The sequence below is a fragment of the Cupriavidus sp. a3 genome (assembly GCF_051015765.1).
GTDB classification, from domain to species: domain Bacteria; phylum Pseudomonadota; class Gammaproteobacteria; order Burkholderiales; family Burkholderiaceae; genus Cupriavidus; species Cupriavidus oxalaticus_A.
Map to the genome: position 1 here is coordinate 1,155,311 of NZ_CP170644.1, position 16,308 is coordinate 1,171,618.

The 16,308-nt window shown below is 68.5% G+C and carries 15 protein-coding genes and 3 tRNA genes; 6 read left to right on the forward strand and 12 right to left on the reverse strand.

Going from position 1 to position 16,308, the window contains the following annotated elements:
- The first annotated feature begins 14 nt into the window (after nucleotides 1-14).
- Nucleotides 15-1,013 (forward strand): tripartite tricarboxylate transporter substrate binding protein, encoded by a 999-nt coding sequence (locus ACAD63_RS27065; protein WP_135702708.1) that lies wholly within the window; start codon nucleotides 15-17, stop codon nucleotides 1,011-1,013.
- Nucleotides 1,014-1,066: 53 nt separating this feature from the next.
- On the opposite strand, the gene ACAD63_RS27070 is transcribed toward ACAD63_RS27065, so the two are convergent.
- The 4 genes from ACAD63_RS27070 to ACAD63_RS27085 are packed head-to-tail and all read right to left on the reverse strand — an operon-like array spanning nucleotide 1,067 to nucleotide 6,288.
- Complete coding sequence (locus ACAD63_RS27070) at nucleotides 1,067-2,218, reverse strand: acyl-CoA dehydrogenase family protein (RefSeq protein ID WP_133094660.1); 1,152 nt, start codon at nucleotides 2,216-2,218, stop codon at nucleotides 1,067-1,069.
- Nucleotides 2,219-2,227: 9 nt separating this feature from the next.
- A complete protein-coding gene (locus ACAD63_RS27075; RefSeq protein ID WP_434034640.1) occupies nucleotides 2,228-3,112 on the reverse strand; it encodes an SDR family oxidoreductase in 885 nt (294 codons plus the stop codon).
- A 21-nt stretch (nucleotides 3,113-3,133) separates the two neighbouring features.
- Entirely contained in the window at nucleotides 3,134-4,129 is a 996-nt protein-coding gene (locus tag ACAD63_RS27080; protein WP_135702705.1) for a tripartite tricarboxylate transporter substrate binding protein, read from the reverse strand.
- Nucleotides 4,126-6,288: an acetate--CoA ligase family protein gene (locus ACAD63_RS27085; protein WP_434034641.1), complete on the reverse strand. Its 2,163-nt coding sequence runs from the start codon at nucleotides 6,286-6,288 to the stop codon at nucleotides 4,126-4,128. Before ACAD63_RS27085 ends, ACAD63_RS27080 begins: the two co-directional genes overlap by 4 nt.
- A gap of 284 nt (nucleotides 6,289-6,572) precedes the next feature.
- Here ACAD63_RS27085 and ACAD63_RS27090 point away from each other — a divergent pair.
- The 3 genes from ACAD63_RS27090 (at nucleotide 6,573) to ACAD63_RS27100 (ending at nucleotide 6,832) form a co-directional block, all read left to right on the forward strand.
- Nucleotides 6,573-6,648: transfer RNA gene (locus ACAD63_RS27090), tRNA-Asn, on the forward strand.
- A 6-nt stretch (nucleotides 6,649-6,654) separates the two neighbouring features.
- Nucleotides 6,655-6,730 (forward strand) — tRNA-Gly (locus tag ACAD63_RS27095).
- A 27-nt stretch (nucleotides 6,731-6,757) separates the two neighbouring features.
- A tRNA-Thr gene (locus ACAD63_RS27100) sits at nucleotides 6,758-6,832 on the forward strand.
- A gap of 52 nt (nucleotides 6,833-6,884) precedes the next feature.
- Here ACAD63_RS27100 and tolA read toward each other — a convergent pair.
- The gene (gene tolA / locus ACAD63_RS27105) at nucleotides 6,885-7,640 is read right to left on the reverse strand and encodes a cell envelope integrity protein TolA (protein WP_135702703.1); all 756 of its coding nucleotides are present in this window, start codon (nucleotides 7,638-7,640) and stop codon (nucleotides 6,885-6,887) included.
- Between the two features lie 183 nt (nucleotides 7,641-7,823).
- On the opposite strand from tolA, the gene ACAD63_RS27110 reads away from it, so the two are divergent.
- On the forward strand, nucleotides 7,824-8,465 hold the full coding sequence (locus tag ACAD63_RS27110) for a TetR/AcrR family transcriptional regulator (RefSeq protein WP_135702702.1): 642 nt from the start codon (nucleotides 7,824-7,826) through the stop codon (nucleotides 8,463-8,465).
- Between the two features lie 7 nt (nucleotides 8,466-8,472).
- Nucleotides 8,473-9,582, forward strand: coding sequence for an alkene reductase (locus tag ACAD63_RS27115; RefSeq protein WP_195431795.1), 1,110 nt, complete (start codon nucleotides 8,473-8,475; stop codon nucleotides 9,580-9,582).
- A gap of 14 nt (nucleotides 9,583-9,596) precedes the next feature.
- On the opposite strand, the gene ACAD63_RS27120 is transcribed toward ACAD63_RS27115, so the two are convergent.
- The 7 genes from ACAD63_RS27120 to ACAD63_RS27150 form a co-directional block, all read right to left on the reverse strand.
- On the reverse strand, nucleotides 9,597-9,977 hold the full coding sequence (locus tag ACAD63_RS27120) for a response regulator transcription factor (RefSeq protein ID WP_195431793.1): 381 nt from the start codon (nucleotides 9,975-9,977) through the stop codon (nucleotides 9,597-9,599).
- Nucleotides 9,978-10,013: 36 nt separating this feature from the next.
- A complete protein-coding gene (locus ACAD63_RS27125) occupies nucleotides 10,014-10,292 on the reverse strand; it encodes a XapX domain-containing protein (protein ID WP_135702698.1) in 279 nt (92 codons plus the stop codon).
- Between the two features lie 31 nt (nucleotides 10,293-10,323).
- Nucleotides 10,324-11,955, reverse strand: coding sequence for an MFS transporter (locus ACAD63_RS27130; RefSeq protein ID WP_434034642.1), 1,632 nt, complete (start codon nucleotides 11,953-11,955; stop codon nucleotides 10,324-10,326).
- A gap of 5 nt (nucleotides 11,956-11,960) precedes the next feature.
- Nucleotides 11,961-12,401, reverse strand: coding sequence for a DoxX family protein (locus ACAD63_RS27135; RefSeq protein ID WP_133094670.1), 441 nt, complete (start codon nucleotides 12,399-12,401; stop codon nucleotides 11,961-11,963).
- A 22-nt stretch (nucleotides 12,402-12,423) separates the two neighbouring features.
- Nucleotides 12,424-14,289, reverse strand: coding sequence for an amidohydrolase (locus tag ACAD63_RS27140; protein ID WP_434034643.1), 1,866 nt, complete (start codon nucleotides 14,287-14,289; stop codon nucleotides 12,424-12,426).
- 80 nt (nucleotides 14,290-14,369) lie between these two features.
- Nucleotides 14,370-15,191, reverse strand: a complete 822-nt coding sequence (locus tag ACAD63_RS27145) for an alpha/beta fold hydrolase (protein ID WP_135702694.1) — start codon at nucleotides 15,189-15,191, stop codon at nucleotides 14,370-14,372.
- Between the two features lie 119 nt (nucleotides 15,192-15,310).
- The gene (locus ACAD63_RS27150) at nucleotides 15,311-15,997 is read right to left on the reverse strand and encodes a hydrolase (RefSeq protein ID WP_135702692.1); all 687 of its coding nucleotides are present in this window, start codon (nucleotides 15,995-15,997) and stop codon (nucleotides 15,311-15,313) included.
- Nucleotides 15,998-16,308: the final 311 nt, after the last annotated feature.

Below are 16,308 nucleotides of genomic sequence, written 5' to 3' on the forward strand. Positions count from 1 at the left end.
CAAGGAGGAGACACATGACCCGATCCATGCGCAACCCGCTTGTCCGCCGGCTGCTGACGCTAAGCCTGCTCGCCAGCAGCCTCGCTGGCGCAATCCCGGCCATGGCGCAGGGCGACGCCTATCCGAACCGGCCGCTCCGCGTGGTGGTGCCGTATACGCCTGGCGGCGTGTCCGACGCCGTGACGCGGCTGGTCATGCAGAAACTGTCCGAGCGCATCGGCCAGCCCGTGGTGGTCGAAAACCGTGCCGGCGCCAACGGCATGATCGGCTCGGAAAACGTCGCCAGATCGGCGCCGGACGGCTATTCGCTGCTGGTCGTGGTCGCCGCCCACGCGATCAACCCGAGCCTGTACGGCAAGATGAGCTATGACCCGGTCAAGGACCTGACCGGCGTCAGCATGATCGGCCGGATCCCGCTGCTGCTGGTCGGCAGCGCACAGCTGCCGCCGACCACCGTTAAGGAACTGGTTGGCTGGGGCAAGGCCAATCCGGACAAGATGACCTTTGCGTCCAGCGGCACCGGCTCCGGCGCGCACCTGGCGGGAGAACTGCTCGCGCAGGCGGTCGGCATGAAGATGACGCATGTGCCGTACAAGGGCATCTCGCCGGCATTGCCCGACCTGTTTTCCGGGCAGGTCGCGGTGATCTTCGATTCGGTGCAGACCATGATGCCGCAGGTGAAGGCTGGCAAGGTGCGCGCGCTGGCGATTACCAGCCCGACGCGCTGGCCAGCCGCACCGGAGGTGCCGACCATGGCCGAGGCCGGCTTCCCGGCGGTGACGGCTGGCAGCTGGATCGGCCTGCTGGCGCCGGCCAAGACGCCGCCGGCGGTGCTGGCAAAGCTGTCGGCGGACATGGACGCGGTGCTGCAGCAGCCGGACGTGCGCGCGCGGCTGATCGACTACGGTATCGATCCGGTCGGCGGCAAGCCCGAGCAGTTCCAGGCCTTTATCAGGACGGAAGCGGTGCGCTGGGGCGAGGTGGTGAAGAAGAGTGGGGTGAAGCTGGAATAAGCAGGACTTGCGTAGGGAAAGCGCCCGCGGCAGAAGCCGCGGGCGCTAGGCGTTTAAAGCCCCAACTGCTTTGCCGCCAGGTCCTTCATGATTTCCTCCGCCCCGCCGCCGATCATCATCACCTTGACCTCGCGATACAGCCGCTCCACGCGGCTGCCGCGCATATAGCCCATCCCCCCGAGCAATTGCACCGCGCGGTCCGCGCAGAACTGGAAGGTCCGCGTGGCCATGTTCTTGGCCATCGCAATCTGCGCCACCGGCGCGGCGCCGTCGTCCAGGCGCGCGGCGAGGTCGTCGAGCAGGGCGCGCGTGGATTCGATGCGCGTGGCCATGTCGACCAGCTGGTGGCGCACCACCTGGTGGTCGGCCAGCCGCTTGCCGAAGGTATGGCGGTCGCGCGCCCACGCCAGCGCATCGTGGAAGCAGACCTGGGCATAGCCGCAGGCAGCCGCCGCCAGCGCCAGGCGCTCGTGGTTGAAGTTGCGGGTGATGGCGGCAAAGCCCTTGCCTTCCTCGCCGACCAGGTTTTCCACCGGCACGCGGCAGTCCTCGAAGAACAGCTGCGCGGTGTCGGACGCCCACCAGCCCATCTTCTTCAGCGGCGTCCGGCTCAGCCCCGGCGTATCGCCTTCGATCAGTAGCAGCGACACGCCACCCGCACCCGGGCCGCCGGTACGCACGGCCACGGTGATGTAGTCGGCGCGCATGCCGGAGGTGATATAGAGCTTGGTGCCGTTGACGACATAGTGGTCGCCCTCGCGGCGCGCGCTGGTCGACAGCCGGGCCACGTCGGAGCCGGCGTCGGGCTCGGTGATCGCCAGCGCGGAGATCTTCTCGCCCGACAGGATCTGCGGCAGCACGCGCGCCTTCAGCGCCTCGCTGCCCACCGCGGCGATCGGCGGTGCGCCGATGGTGTGCGAGAACAGCCCCGAGGCGATCCCGCCCGAGCCGCCCCAGGCGCGCTCCTCGAACAGGATCATGCGGTAGAAGGCATCGCACGGCGCGCCGCCGTACTCCTCGGGAAAACCGGGCGCCAGCAGGCCGGCTTGCGCCGCCTTGCGGTACAGCTCGCGCGGGAAGCTGCCGGCTTCGTCCCAGGCCTCGGCATTGGGCGCGACTTCCTTTTCAAAGAAGCGCCGCACGCTGGCGCGGAATGCTTCATGGTCCGCGCTGTAGTAGCGCGGGTTGGGCGGTTGCAGGGTCATGGTGTTCGCTTACTCGTTGGACGGCGCCAGGCATTGCGGCAGCGTGTAGAGCGGGAAGCCGTTGTACGGCTGCGAGCGCTGGTGCTGGGGCTGCGCCCAGGTGTGCTTGGCGTTGGGCACGCCGCCGTCGACGCGCAGGGTCGAGCCGGTGATGAAGGCCGCCGCCGGCGACAGCAGGAACACCACCGCCGCGGAGACCTCGGCCTCGGTGCCCAGCCGCTGCAGCGGCACCTTGCGCGCCAGCTGGCGGATCTTGACCTGGAATTCGGGCGGATAGGTGTCAAAGCCGCTGGACGCGATCCATCCCGGCGCCACGGCGTTGACGCGCACGCCTGCGGCGGCCCATTCGCACGCCGCCGTTTCAGTGAACGACAGCATGCCGGCGCGCGCCGCGCCCGAATGGCCCATGCCCGGCATGCCGTTCCACATGTCGGCGATGATGTTGACGATGGCGCCGCCGTTGGCTTCCATCCATTGCGTGAAGCATTCGCGCGCCACCAGGAAGCCGCCGGTCAGGTTGTTGCGCACCACGGCTTCCCAGCCCTTCTGGCTGATGTCGCGCAGCGGCGACGGGAACTGGCCGCCGGCGTTGTTGAAGAGGCCGTCGATGCTGCCGTGCGCCGCCAGCACCGCGGCCACGTTCTCGCGCACCTGCGCCTCGTCGCGGATATCGCAACTGTGCAGCGTCAGCCGGTCTGCGGCGTCGGGCTCGGCGTCGAGGATTTCGTCGCGGACCTGTTCCAGCTTTTCCAGCTTGCGGCCAGCCAGCGCCACGCGCGCGCCCAGGCTGGCCAGCTCGTGCGCGGTGCAGCGGCCGATGCCGCTGCCGGCGCCGGTGACCAGCACGGTACGGCCGGCGAACAGGCCGGCGTGGAAGACGGATCGATATTGCATGCGGGCTCCGGGATCAGCACATCAGGGGTTGGCAGTCAGGCCCAGGCGCTTGACCAGCTTGCCCTGGCTTTCGTAGCGCTGGCGCGCGAAGGCGGCGTAGTCGGCGCTGTTCAGGTAGGCGCTCTCCTGGTCGAGCCGCTCCAGCAGCTTCTGCATCGCCGGCTCGTTGAGCGCCTTGCGGAAGGCGTCGTGCAGCACCTGCACAGCCTGCGCGTCCATGTCGCGCGGGCCGGCGATGCCGAACGGCGAGGTGGACACGATGTCGACGCCGACATCGCGCAGCGTCGGCACGCGCGGCCAGCGGCGCGAATGCTCGGCGGTCCAGAGCACCAGCCAGCGCGCCTTGGCGCTGTCGACATAAGGGCCGATGCCGCCGGCCGTGACACCCAGGTCGATATGCCCGCCCATCAGCGCGGCGATGATCTCGGCCTCGCCCTTGTAGGGCACATGGTTGAACTGGACGCCGAGCTTCTGCCCGATCTCTTCCATGGTCACGTGCATGGTGCCATTGGTGCCGGTGCTGCCGTAGCTGATCTTGCCGGGACGGCGGCGCGCATCGTCGATCATTTCCTGCCACGATTTCCACGGCGCGTCGGCGCGCGCCGCGACGCCCAGCGTGTAGCCGGTCAGGTGGATCACGTAGGTGAAGTCGCGCAGCGGGTCGTACTGCGTCTTCTGCAGGTGGGGCAGCCGGAACACGGGTTCCGGGATCACCGTCAGCGTGTAGCCGTCAGGTTTGGCGCGCGCGACTACATTGGCGCCCAGCACGCCGGCGGCGCCGGGCTTGTTCTCGACTACCACGGGCTGGCCCAGCGTCTTGCCGGCGCTGTCGGCCAGCGTGCGTACCAGCGTATCGGTGGCGCCGCCGGCCGCGAACGGCACGATCAGCGTGACCGGCCGCATAGGGAAATCGGCCGCCCGCGCGCCGGAGGACAGTGCTCCCAGTGGCGCCAGCGCGCCCAGGCCCAGCAGCGCCAGCGTGTCGCGGCGGCGGGTGTCGATGGTGTCGTCTCTCATTGCCGGTCTCCGTCGTGGTTCGGCTGCTGCGTCAGCACGAGTGCGTCGAGCGCGACCGCACCGCGGCCGGCTTCGCGCACCAGCAGGGGATTCACTTCCATTTCAGCGAGCGAGTCGCCGAGCGCCATCGCGGCGTCGGACAGCGCGGCAATCGCGTCCGCGGCCGCGTCGATATCCGCGGCGGGCTTGCCGCGGAAACCGGTCATCAGCCGGTAGCCGCGCAGGCCAGCGAGCATCTCGCGGGCCATGGCGCGGTCCACCGGCAGCAAGCGGTGCGCCACGTCGTGGAAGACCTCGGTAAAGATCCCGCCCAGGCCGACCGTCATGGCCGGGCCGAACACCGGGTCGCGCGTCACGCCGACGATCAACTCGCAGACGCCGCTGGCCATCTGCTGCACCAGCACGCCGCGCTGGCGTGCGTCCGGCCTGGCGCGCGTTGCGGCGGCAACCACTTCCGCGGCGGCGTCGTGCACCTGCTGTGCATCGCGCAGTCCCAGCCGCACGCCGCCGATTTCGGTCTTGTGGGCGATGTCGGGGCTGAGCACCTTGACCGCCACCGGGAAGCCGAGGCTCGCGGCGGCGCGTGCGGCGTCGGCGGGTGTGGCCGCGACCGCTTCCACGCCGATCGGCACCCCGAAACCGGCGAGCCAGTGCTTGGCCTGATACTCGTCCAGTGCGTGAGCGGGCAGTTCTGCGGCCTGCGGATGGTCGGTGGCGCGCGCGCGCAGTCCCATCCACTGCGTGGTCCGGGCCTGCGTGCCGAGCCAGTCGACATACGTGCCCAATGCCCTGGCGGCGCGCGCCACGTCCGGGAACAGCGCCACGCCGGCCGCCGCCAGCCGGGCGCGGCTGGCCGGCTCGCCGGTGGTGGCGACCACGATCAGCCGGCCGGTCTTGCCCGCCACGTCGATCAGTTCATCCGCCACGCGGTCGAGCAGGTAAGCGGTGGCGTACAGGAAGATCACATCCACGCCGTCGAACGCCGCCAGGTTGTCGAGCACGGCATAGGCGAGGCCGCTGCGGTTGAACAGCTGGCCGGTCAGGTCGACCGGGTTCGCCACCGAGCCGATCTCCGGCACGGCCGCCTGCAGGCGCTGCTGCACCGGCCCGGGCAGGCTCGGCACGTCCAGGCCGGCGGCGCTGAGCAGGTCGGCGGAGAGCGCACCCATCGCGCCCGACACCGATGCCACCACCACGCGGCGGCCCGCGCTGCGCTGGCGCAGGCCCGACAGGTAGGCCAGGTCGGTCAGGTGGGTCGGATCGCTGGCCTGCATCGCGCCGGCCTGGGCGAAAGCGGCGCGGTAGATGGCCTGGTTGCCGGCCAGCACCGCCGTGTGCGATTGTGTGGCTGCCGAACCGGCCTCGCTCTCGCCGGCCTTCAGCACGATCAGCGGCTTGTCCGCCGCGCGCATCCGCGCCGCGGCGTCGATAAAGCGCGGGCCGTTGCGCAGGCCCTCGACGTAGCCGACCACGGCGCCGGTCTGGGCATCGTCGGCGAGGTAGCCGAGATAGTCGGCATAGTCCAGGCAGGCTTCGTTGCCGGTATTGATGAACTGGTGAAAGCCCACGTCCATCTGCCGGCCGGTGGCATAGACGATGGCGCACACATTGCCGCTCTGCGTCAGCAGGCTGACGGCGCCGGGGCCGTCCTGCGGCGGGTAGGCGCGGAAGGTGGTGGCAAAGGCGGTGATGGCGCGCGTGGTCAGGTTGGCCAGCCCCATGCAGTTGGGCCCGGCGATGGCCATGCCGCTTGCGCGCGCGAAAGCGGTCAGCGCCGCCTGGCGCGCGACGCCGGCTTCGCCCGCCTCGGCAAAGCCCGACGCATAGAGGATGGCGGCGCGGATGCCGCGGGCATGGCAGCGCTGCAGCTGCGGCAACACTTCGTCGGCGCCGAGCGCCAGCACCGCCACGTCCGGCACCGCCGGCAGGGACTCGACATCGGGATAGCAGGCCAGCCCGGCGATCTCCGCGTAGCGCGGATTGACCGGGTAAACCTGGCCTCGGTAGCCAAGACGCTGCAGGTGGTCGAGCGCGACGCCGCCGATGCGGCTGGTATCGCGCGAGGCGCCGATGATGGCGATCGAGGCGGGCTCAAGCAGCTGCGCCAGTTCGGTGCGGCCAGCGCGTACCGGTGGCCGCGCCGTGTTGGAAAGTGGCATCTTTGTCTCCATCCTTCCTCTGCCGGAAGGGTGACCCGATTCAAGCGTATCGGGTGGATGGGGACAAGCGGACGGACGCTCGGTGTGCACAATGTGCACAATTTCCGGTTCGGCCGGCAGCGGGGATGCTGCAACGGCCTGTAGCAGGATTTCAGTTGGCTTGAGAGCAGCAACGCCACCAAGCCCGACGATCGAAGCACGTTCTGCGGATTTTTGTCGTTGCCCCCTTTCAAAACCCGCCAACGTTGATGTAGAATCCGCGCTTCGCTGAAAACGCGATGAATTCCCCGATAGCTCAGTCGGTAGAGCGACGGACTGTTAATCCGCAGGTCCCTGGTTCGAGCCCAGGTCGGGGAGCCAAAGTACGCGGGAGTAGCTCAGTTGGTAGAGCGCAACCTTGCCAAGGTTGAGGTCGCGAGTTCGAGACTCGTCTCCCGCTCCAAATCTTCCGGTGTTCGCCGGAGCGTGCGCCCATGTGGCTCAGTGGTAGAGCACTCCCTTGGTAAGGGAGAGGTCGGCAGTTCGATCCTGCCCATGGGCACCACCCCCTTTCGTTTCCCTTCTGTTTTTTCGTTTCGCCCCGCACGGCGCCGCGGCTAGCCGCCCTGGTCCTTTGGCCAGAACGTGATGTTGATGCTCGACGGCGCGACACCGTTCTCGTCGCGCGGCAACGGGTCCGAGCGCGCGACCGCGCGCAGCACGGCGTTGTCCCACCCGGCGTTGCCGCTCGACTTGGCCAGCCGCGTCGACAGCACCGAGCCGTCCGGCGCCATGTGCACCGCCACCACCGCCGCCGGATTGCCGGCGACGTCTTCGTTGAAGATGATGTTCGGCTTGACCCGCTGCCGGACCCGTTCTGCATAGCCCGACGAAGGCCGCGCGGAGGTGCCGGAACCGGTCCCCGCGTTGGCGTGGCCCGCCTGTGCCTGCAACCGCGCCAGTTCGCCCTGGCGCCGCGTGTTGTCGGCCTGGCGCAGTTCTTCCTGCGCCTTGCGTTGTGCTTCCTTGCGGGCCGCGTCGGCGCGGGCCTGGTTTTCACGCTGCCGGGCCTGCTGCGCTTCGTCGCGGGCGGCACGTTCGGCCTTGCGCTGCTTTTCCTGCAGCGAGATATCGGCGTCCTCCTCCTCGACGGGCTTTGGCGTCGGCGTCGGCGTGACCGCCGGCGGGGGGATGACCACTTCAGGCACGGACTCCCACAGTTCGGCTGTCACGCCTTCCGGCACGGCGTTGCGCCAGCGCACGCCGTAGTAGAGCAGGGCACCCAGCAGCAGGTGCATCAGCAGGGCCAGCAGGAAGCAGCGCATGGTGCCCCGTTCCGGCACCGGCTGGTAGGGATAGGCGACAGCTTGCATGGCGGTGGCTGCGGCGGAACCCCGGCCGCTTGTCCAGGAATCAACTTCATTCTATGAAGTGCGGCGTGCCGAACCAAGGTAGAGGGAACGGCACCTTCCCAGGCCAATCTGTACGGACAGTGTCGGAATCGGCGCAAAATTGCCGTTTGACTTTTCAAGACGACTGGTCATATTATTCCAGCCATGGCCCGCACCGCAGACAAGACCGACATCCCGAACCGCCTGACCAAGGCAGGGCGCGAACTGTTTTCGCGCCACGGCTACAACGCCACCGGCATCCAGCAGATCACCGACCATGCCGGCGTGCCGAAGGGGTCGTTCTACAACCATTTCGACAGCAAGGAAGCGTTCGCCGCGGCGATCATCGCGCAGTACGCGGCGTACCTGCAGCGGTCGTGGGAAGCCATGATGGAAGCGGCGCCGCCGCAGCCGATGGCGGCGATCCGCTATGTCTTCGAGCGGATGATTGCCCACCACGAAGCCAAAACGGAGCGCGCCGGCTGCCTGGTCGGCAATTTCGCCGCGGAAATCGCCTCGTCCAGCGACACCTGCCGCGTGGCGCTGCAGGCGGCGCAACTGGCCTGGCGCGAGCGCCTGGCCGGCATGATCGCCGACGCCCAGGCGGATGGCGCCATCCGCACGGATATCGCGGCCGCCGAACTGTCCGGCCTGGCCTGGGATACCTGGGAAGGCGCCTTGCTGCGCATGAAGCTCGAACGCTCGGTCGAGCCGTTGCGCCGCAGCGTCGACCTGATGTTCAACCACCTGTTCCAGCCGGCCGCTGCTGTTTCTGCTGCGGCCGGCCAATCACCAACCTCGGAGTAAGCCATTCATGGGTGCACAGAACGAAGCCTTTCTCGCCGATGCGCTGTTCCAGCCGGTCAGGCTGGGCAAGCTTGAACTCGCCAACCGCATGGCCATGGCGCCGCTGACGCGCAGCCGCGCCGACGACGACCTGGTGCCGACCGACATGGTGGTCGAGTACTACAGCCAGCGCGCCAGCGTGGGCCTGATCATTGCCGAGGCCACGCAGGTCTCGACCACGGCCCAGGGCTACACCAACACGCCCGGCATCTATACGCCGGAGCAGATCGCAGCCTGGAAGCAGGTGACCGACGCGGTGCACGCGAAGGGCGGCAGGATCTTCCTGCAGATCTGGCACACCGGGCGCATGTCGCACACGCATTTCCAGCCGGACAACCAGGCGCCGGTGGCGCCGTCGGCCATCGCGGCCAACGCCAAGACCTTTATCAACGGCCAGGGCTACGTCGAATGCTCGCTGCCGCGCGCGCTGGAGGCGGGCGAGATTGCCGGCATCGTCGATGACTTCCGCACCGCCGCGGCCAACGCCATCCGCGCCGGCTTCGACGGTGTCGAAGTGCACGGTGCCCACGGCTACCTGCTCGATGCCTTCCTGCGCGACGGCACCAACAAGCGCACCGACGCCTACGGCGGCAGCGTCGAGAACCGCGCGCGCTTCCTGCTCGAAGTCATGGCCGCGGTGATCGCGGAGATCGGTGCCGAACGTGTCGGCGTGCGCCTGGCGCCGGTGTCGCCGGTCAACGATGCGCTGGAAAGCAACCCGAAGCCGCTGTTCGAGCACGTCGTGCGCGAACTGGAAAAGCTGCACCCGGTGTATATCCATGTGGTGGAAGGCCACACCGGCGGCCCGCGCGACAACGTGCCGTTCGACTACGAAGCGCTGCACCGCCTGTACAGCGGCGTGTGGATGGTCAACAACGGCTACTCGAAGGAAATGGCCGAGGAAGCCATCCGCAGCGGCCGCGCCGACATGGTGTCGTTCGGCCGCAAGATGATCACCAACCCGGACCTGCCGCGCCGCTTCCGCGAAAACCAGCCGCTGAACAAGCCGTTCGAGGACGCATCGCTCTACGGCGGCAACGGCCCGCACGGCTACGTCGACTATCCGGCGCTGGCCTGAGCCGGCCCCGAGCGTCAGGAACCCCGGTGCGTCGCCAGCGCACGCTCGATGCACCGGAGCATCTCGGTTTCGTCAAACGGCTTGCCGAGGAAGCAGGCCGCACCGGCGGCCCGTGCGCGCAGCGCGAAATCCTGCAGGTCGAACGCCGTCATGAAAATGACCGGCACGCGCAAGCCGCGCGCACGCAGCGCTTCACACAGCGCGAAGCCGTTCATGCCCGGCATCTGCACATCGGTGATCACGCAGTCGATGCGGTCGATCGACGACGACTGCAGCAATGCCGGCCCATCCGCGTACATCTCCACCGCCATGCCGAAGGCGCGCACCAGCCTGCCGATGGCATGCCGCACGGCAGCGTCGTCGTCGACGATGGCAATGACCGGCGTGGCATTCACACGGTCTCCCCGGGCCGGGCGCGTGACCGGAGCCGGTCAGTGCGTTGCGCCGTCCACGGGCGCCTTGCTGGCGGCGTTCAGCGTCGGGCCTGGGGTGCCGGTGATCTTGGGCACGCATTCCGAATGGAACCATGCAATGGTGACCGGCTCGCCGGCGAGCAGGCGCTTGACCGGCGGCACCACCTGTTCGCCGATCAGCATGCCGAGCAGGCCGACCAGCGCCACCACGGGCGGCGCCGGCGAACGGACCTGCATCAGCGCGTAGATGATGCCGACAAGAATGCCGGCGCCGAGGGAGACAAGGTAAAGCTTCATCGGAAAGCCTCCAGCAAGAAATACATGAGGATCAGTGACGCGCTGCCGGGGCAGGCGGCAATCCGACGCCGAGCAGGTGCCGCACGCGCGGCGGCTTGTCGCCGGCATGGAAGCGGATGACCTCGCGCTGCAGGTCGGCATCGGCATGAGGCACGCGCTCGTGCTGGCGCAAATGCTCGGCCCACGATTCGACCAGGAACCACTCTGTCAGCAGCTCCGGGTTGGCCGGGTCTTCCAGCACTCCCCAGTTGAAGGCCCCGTCGCGCAGGCGTTCTTCGGAAAGCTGGTGGACCGCGCGCAGGAAGGCATCGCGGTCCGGCGCGCGCACGCAGTATTCGATCAGGATCATGACCGGGCCGCGGTCATGCGCGATATCGGCGGCGCCTTCGGGTTCGGGCCAGTGCCGTGCCGGCCCCAGGTCCTCTTCGCCGCGGGGCAGGCGCAGCCGGTGCAGCAGCAGCGCTGCCGCCAGCATGCCGACCGCCGCCACCAGCAGCCCGCCGGGCGTGCCCAGCGCCTGCGCGACAAAGCCCCACACCAGGCTGCCCGCCGCCATCGCGCCGTTGAACACCATCTGGTAGACCGCGAGCGCGCGGCCGCGCACCCAGTTGGGCAGGATCGCCTGCGCCACGCCGCCGAGTGTCGTCAGCGCGATGATCCAGGCCGCGCCCAGGAACAGCAGCAGCAACAGGGCGATCCAGACCGGCGGCGCCACGCATAGCCCGGCCATCACCACCGCGGTGGTGATGGCAGACAGCAGCATCAGCCCGTCGGCGTCCAGCCGCCGCTGCAGCCGCGGCAGGACCAGCGCACCGAGGATCGCGCCCAGCCCGACCGCGCCCAGCAGCACGCCATAGAGGCTGGCGCCGCCTTTCAGCAGTTGCCTGGCCACCAGCGGCAACAGCGCCCAGATGCTGCTGCCGAAGGCAAAGTGCACCGCGGCCCGCGCCAGCACCACATGCAGCTTGCTGTGGGCGCGGGTAAAGCGCAGCCCGGCGCGGAACGCGCCCAGGAAATGCTCGCGCAGCGGGTCGGCGGCGCGCACCGGGCGTTTCCACCACAGCAGCGCGGCGACCACGAAGACATAGCTGAGCAGGTCCATGCCATAGGTGACGGCCGCGCCGAACGCCGCCAGCAGCAGGCCGCCGGCCGCCGGGCCGATCGCACGGGCGATGTTGACACCCAGGGAGTTGAGCGCAACCGCGCGCTTGAGTTCTTGCTGCGGCACCAGCTCGGGCACGATCGATTGCCACGTCGGCCCCATCAAAGCCGCACCGACACCGCCCAGGAAAGCCATGCCGATCAGGATCTCGATCGTCAGCGCATTGCGCCAGGCCAGCATCGCCAGCGTGCCGCTGACCAGCGCCAGCCCGACCTGGATCGCGATCAGGAAGCGGCGCCGGTCGAGGATGTCGGACAGCACGCCGGCCGGGATCGCCAGCAGGAATACCGGCAAGGTCGCGGCGGCCTGGATCGTTGCGACCGCGGCCGGCGACGACGACAGGTCGGTGGCCAGCCAGGCGCTGGCCACGTCGCGCATGAAGCTGCCGACGTTGCCGAGGATGGTGGCCGCCCACAGCACGGCAAACGTCGCCTGCGCCAGCGGCGCGAAGGCGCCGCCGTCGGCGGTGCGGGACGGGGAGGGTGTTGCTTGCTCTGCCATTTTGGTCAGCCGTGCCGGGTTGCGCGCTCGTGCAGGTCGTGCCAGGCTACCAGCAGGAAGCCGCCGGCCAGGCCGAGGTGCTCGAAGAACGCGTTGGTTATCATGAAGCGGGCTTCCGGCGGGGTTTCCCAGAAGCGGTTGGCGATGAAGGTCGCGCCGACCGTGAACGCCGCCAGCGCCAGCGCGCCCAGCCAGCGCCGCCAGCCCAGCAGGATCATGGCGCAGGCGCCCAGTTCCAGCACGATGGTGGCGGCCGCCATCGGCACCGGCGGATTCAGCCCGAAGTGCCGCATCTCTGCCACCGCGCCGGGAAAGTCGGCCAGCTTGAACAGGCCGCCCTGCAGGTAGGCCGCACAAAGCAGCAGCAGGGCCAGCCAATGCATCCAGCGCGGCAGCCCGGTGGCGCCGGTGGACGCCTGGGGAAGGGAAGTCATCGGTTCAGGCATGGCCGGTCTCGGTTGGCTAAGGTCAGAAGGCCCAGCACGAGCAGCCCAGCGCGCCCCAGAACGTGCTCTCGTCCGAGGCCGGCACGCCGGCGGTCCAGGCCCTGGCGTGCGCATGGCCATGGACGCCGCACGAACTCGCGCATCCGCACGCCGTGTTCAGCGCCAGCTTGCGCGCTTCGGGCCGCGGCTGGTAGCCGCCCACGTGGCGCACCGGCGACCAGTCCGGCATCGGCGGAGGCAGTGCCGGCGACAGCTTGCCGAAGTCGGCGTCGCCATAGACCACCTTGCCGCCCAGGATAGTCAGCACCGAGGTGATGTCCTGGATGTCGTCGCCGGGCACGCTGAAGTAATCGGCCGACAGCACCGCGAGGTCGGCGAGCTGGCCGGCCTTGATCTGGCCCTTCTTGCCGACTTCCGAGGAGAACCACGTGTTGGCCTCGGTCCACAGCCGCAGCGCGGTCTCGCGGTCGAGCAGGTTGGCCTGCGGGTACATCGCCATGCCGCCCACGGTCTTGCCGGTGGTCAGCCAGTACAGCGACACCCACGGGTTGTACGAGGCCACGCGCGTGGCATCGGTGCCGGCGCCCACCTTGACGCCTTTTTCCAGCATCTTCTTCACGGGCGGCGTAGCCTCGGCGGCGCGTGCGCCGTAGCGCTCGACAAAGTACTCGCCCTGGTAGGCCATGCGGTGCTGCACGGCGATGCCGCCGCCGAGCGCGGCGATGCGGTCGATATTGCGGTCGGAAATGGTCTCGGCGTGGTCGAAGAACCAGTTCAGGCCGTTGAACGGGATGTCTTTCGCGACCTTCTCGTAGACATCCAGCGCACGGGAGATAGTCTGGTCATAGGTCGCATGCAGCCGCCACGGCCAGCGCTTTTCCGCGAGCAGGCGGATCACCGGCTCGAGGTCGGCCTCCATCGACGGCGCCATGTCGGGGCGCTCGACGCGGAAGTCCTCGAAGTCGGCCGCGGTGTAGACCAGCATCTCGCCGGCGCCATTGTGGCGGTAGAGATCGTCGCCCTGGCCCGGCTTGACCTTGGCGGTCCAGGTCTTGAAGTCGTTCAGTTCTTCCTTGGGCTTCTGCGTGAACAGGTTGTACGCGAGCCGCACCGTCAGCTGGCCTTCCTTGTGCAGTTCCTCGATGATGCTGTAGTCCTCGGGGTAGTTCTGGTACCCGCCGCCCGCATCGATCACGCCGGTCACGCCCAGCCGGTTGACCTCGCGCATGAAATGGCGCGTCGAGTTCTTCTGGTATTCGGGCGGCAGCTTGGGGCCCTTGGCCAGCGTCGCGTACAGGATGGTGGCGTTCGGCTTGGCCAGCAGCAGGCCCGTGGGATTGCCGCGCGCGTCGCGCACGATCTCGCCGCCCGGCGGGTTGGGCGTGTCCTTGGTGTAGCCGACCGCGCGCAGCGCCGCGCCGTTGAGGATGGCGCGATCGTACAGGTGCAGGATGAATACCGGGGTATCGGGTGCCACCGCGTTCAGTTCGTCGATGGTCGGCAGCCGCTTCTCGGCGAACTGGTGCTCGGTGAAGCCGCCGACCACGCGCACCCATTGCGGTGCCGGCGTGCGCGCGACCTGGTCCCTGAGCATGCGCATGGCATCGGCCAGCGAGCGCACGCCGTCCCAGCGCAGCTCCATGTTGTAGTTCAGGCCGCCGCGGATGATGTGCATGTGGCTGTCGATCAGCCCGGGAATGCCGCGCCGGCCGTTCAGGTCCACGACCTGCGTCTGCGCGCCGGCCAGCTTCATGATGTCCTGGCGCGTGCCGACGGCGACGAAGCGCCCGTCGCGGATGGCCACGGCGTCCGCCTGCGGGTTGGCCTTGTCGAGCGTGGTGAACTTGCCGTTGACGAGGATGAGGCTGGGTGCGGCGCTGGGTTGCATGCCGAAGATCTCCGGGGAAACGGCCGCGCCGAGCGCGGCCGCGGTGCCAATGAATTGCCGGCGCGTGAATGACATCGAACTCAGCCCTTCAGGAAGGCGAGCAGGTCGGCATTGACCTGGTCGGCGTTGGTCACGCACATGCCGTGCGAGGCGCCGGGGTAGACCTTGAGCGTCGCGCCCTTGACCAGGTCGGCGGCGCGCCGGGCCGAGGCGTCGATCGGCACGATCTGGTCGTCGTCGCCATGCAGGATCAGCGTGGGCACGTCGATCTTCTTCAGGTCCTCGGTGTAGTCGACCTCCGAGAATTCGCGGATGCATGCGTACTGCCCGACGATGCCACCGGCCATGCCCTGCGCCCAGAAGGCATCGATGGTGCCCTGCGAGACCCTGGCGCCGGTGCGGTTGAAGCCGAAGAACGGCACCGCCAGGTCCTGGTAGAACTGCGAGCGGTTCTCGGCCACGCCCTTGCGGATGCCGTCGAACACGTCCAGCGGCAGCCCGCCCGGGTTGGCGTCGGTCTGCAGCATCAGCGGCGGCACCGCGCCGATCAGCACCGCCTTGGCCACGCGTCTGGTGCCGTGGCGGCCGATGTAGTGCGCCACCTCGCCGCCGCCGGTTGAGTGCCCGACCAGCACCGCGTCGCGCAGGTCCAGCGCCTCGATCAGCGCGGCGAGGTCGTCCGCGTAGGTGTCCATGTCGTTGCCCTGCGCGGGCTGGTCCGAGCGGCCGTGGCCGCGGCGGTCATGGGCGATCACGCGGAAGCCCTGGCGCGCGAGAAACAGCATCTGCGCGTCCCATGCATCGGCATGCAGCGGCCAGCCATGCGAGAACACGACCGGCTGGCCCGCGCCCCAGTCCTTGTAGAAGATGCGGGTACCGTCCTGGGTGGTGATGGTTTTCATCGATCAGGCCCTCCTGGAAGCAGGAAGTGGAAGAAGGCACCCTGGCGGTGCCTGGCAGGTTGGCTTGCGCGCCGCCGTAGCGGGCGCGCGCAAGCCGCGGTCATTGCGGGATGCCGGGATCAGCGCGCCGGCACCGGCGCCACCGACTCGTGCGGCGTGGCGGTGCGCTGCGGCGCCTTGTGCACCATCGTGTAAGCGTAGTCGACGCCCATGCCATAGGCGCCGGAATGTTCCTTGACCAGTTTCATCACGGCGTCATACGTGTCGCGGTGGGCCCAGTCGCGCTGCCATTCCAGCAGCACCTGCTGCCAGGTCACCGGCACCGCGCCGGCCTGGACCATGCGCTGCATGGCATAGTCGTGCGCTTCCTTGCTGGTGCCGCCGGAGGCATCGGCCACCATGTAGATCTCGTAGTTGCCTTCCAGCATCGCGCACAGCGCGAAGGTGGTGTTGCAGACCTCGGTCCACAGGCCGGCGACGATCACCTTGTTGCGGCCGTTGGCCTTGAGCGCGTCGCGGACCTTCTGGTCGTCCCACGAGTTCATCGAGGTACGCTCCAGCGTCTTCTGCCCGGGGAATACGTCGAGCAGCTCGGGATAGGTGAAACCGGAGAACGATTCGCTTTCGACCGTGGTGATGGTGGTCGGGATATTGAAGATCTTGGCGGCCTTGGCCAGGCCGACGACGTTGTTCTTCATGGCCTGCCGGTCCATCGACTGCACCCCGAAGGCCATCTGCGGCTGGTGGTCGATGATGATCAGCTGGCTGTTTTGCGGGGTCAGGACTTCGAGCTTTGGGTTGGACATGGTGTCGATCCTCGGGACAGGGGTTTGAGCGCAGGCGCAGGCCGACGGCGGCCGCCGGCATGCGGAACGGCAAGGCACGGCAGCGCGGCCCGGATAAGAAGACTAGACGGCAGGCGCAGGAATCGCCATTGCATGATGGTATTAATCGGTCCGGCGACGCTTGCACCGGAAGCGAGGCGAGCAATTCGGCGCCGGCGCGCGCCTGACTAATACAATGGTATTAGTGACGTGCACTTCTCCCGTGCTGGCATGACGGTCATTGCCGATGGCGGCCTGCTGGTTATAATCCGCTGCTCGTGCGCCCCCGCACG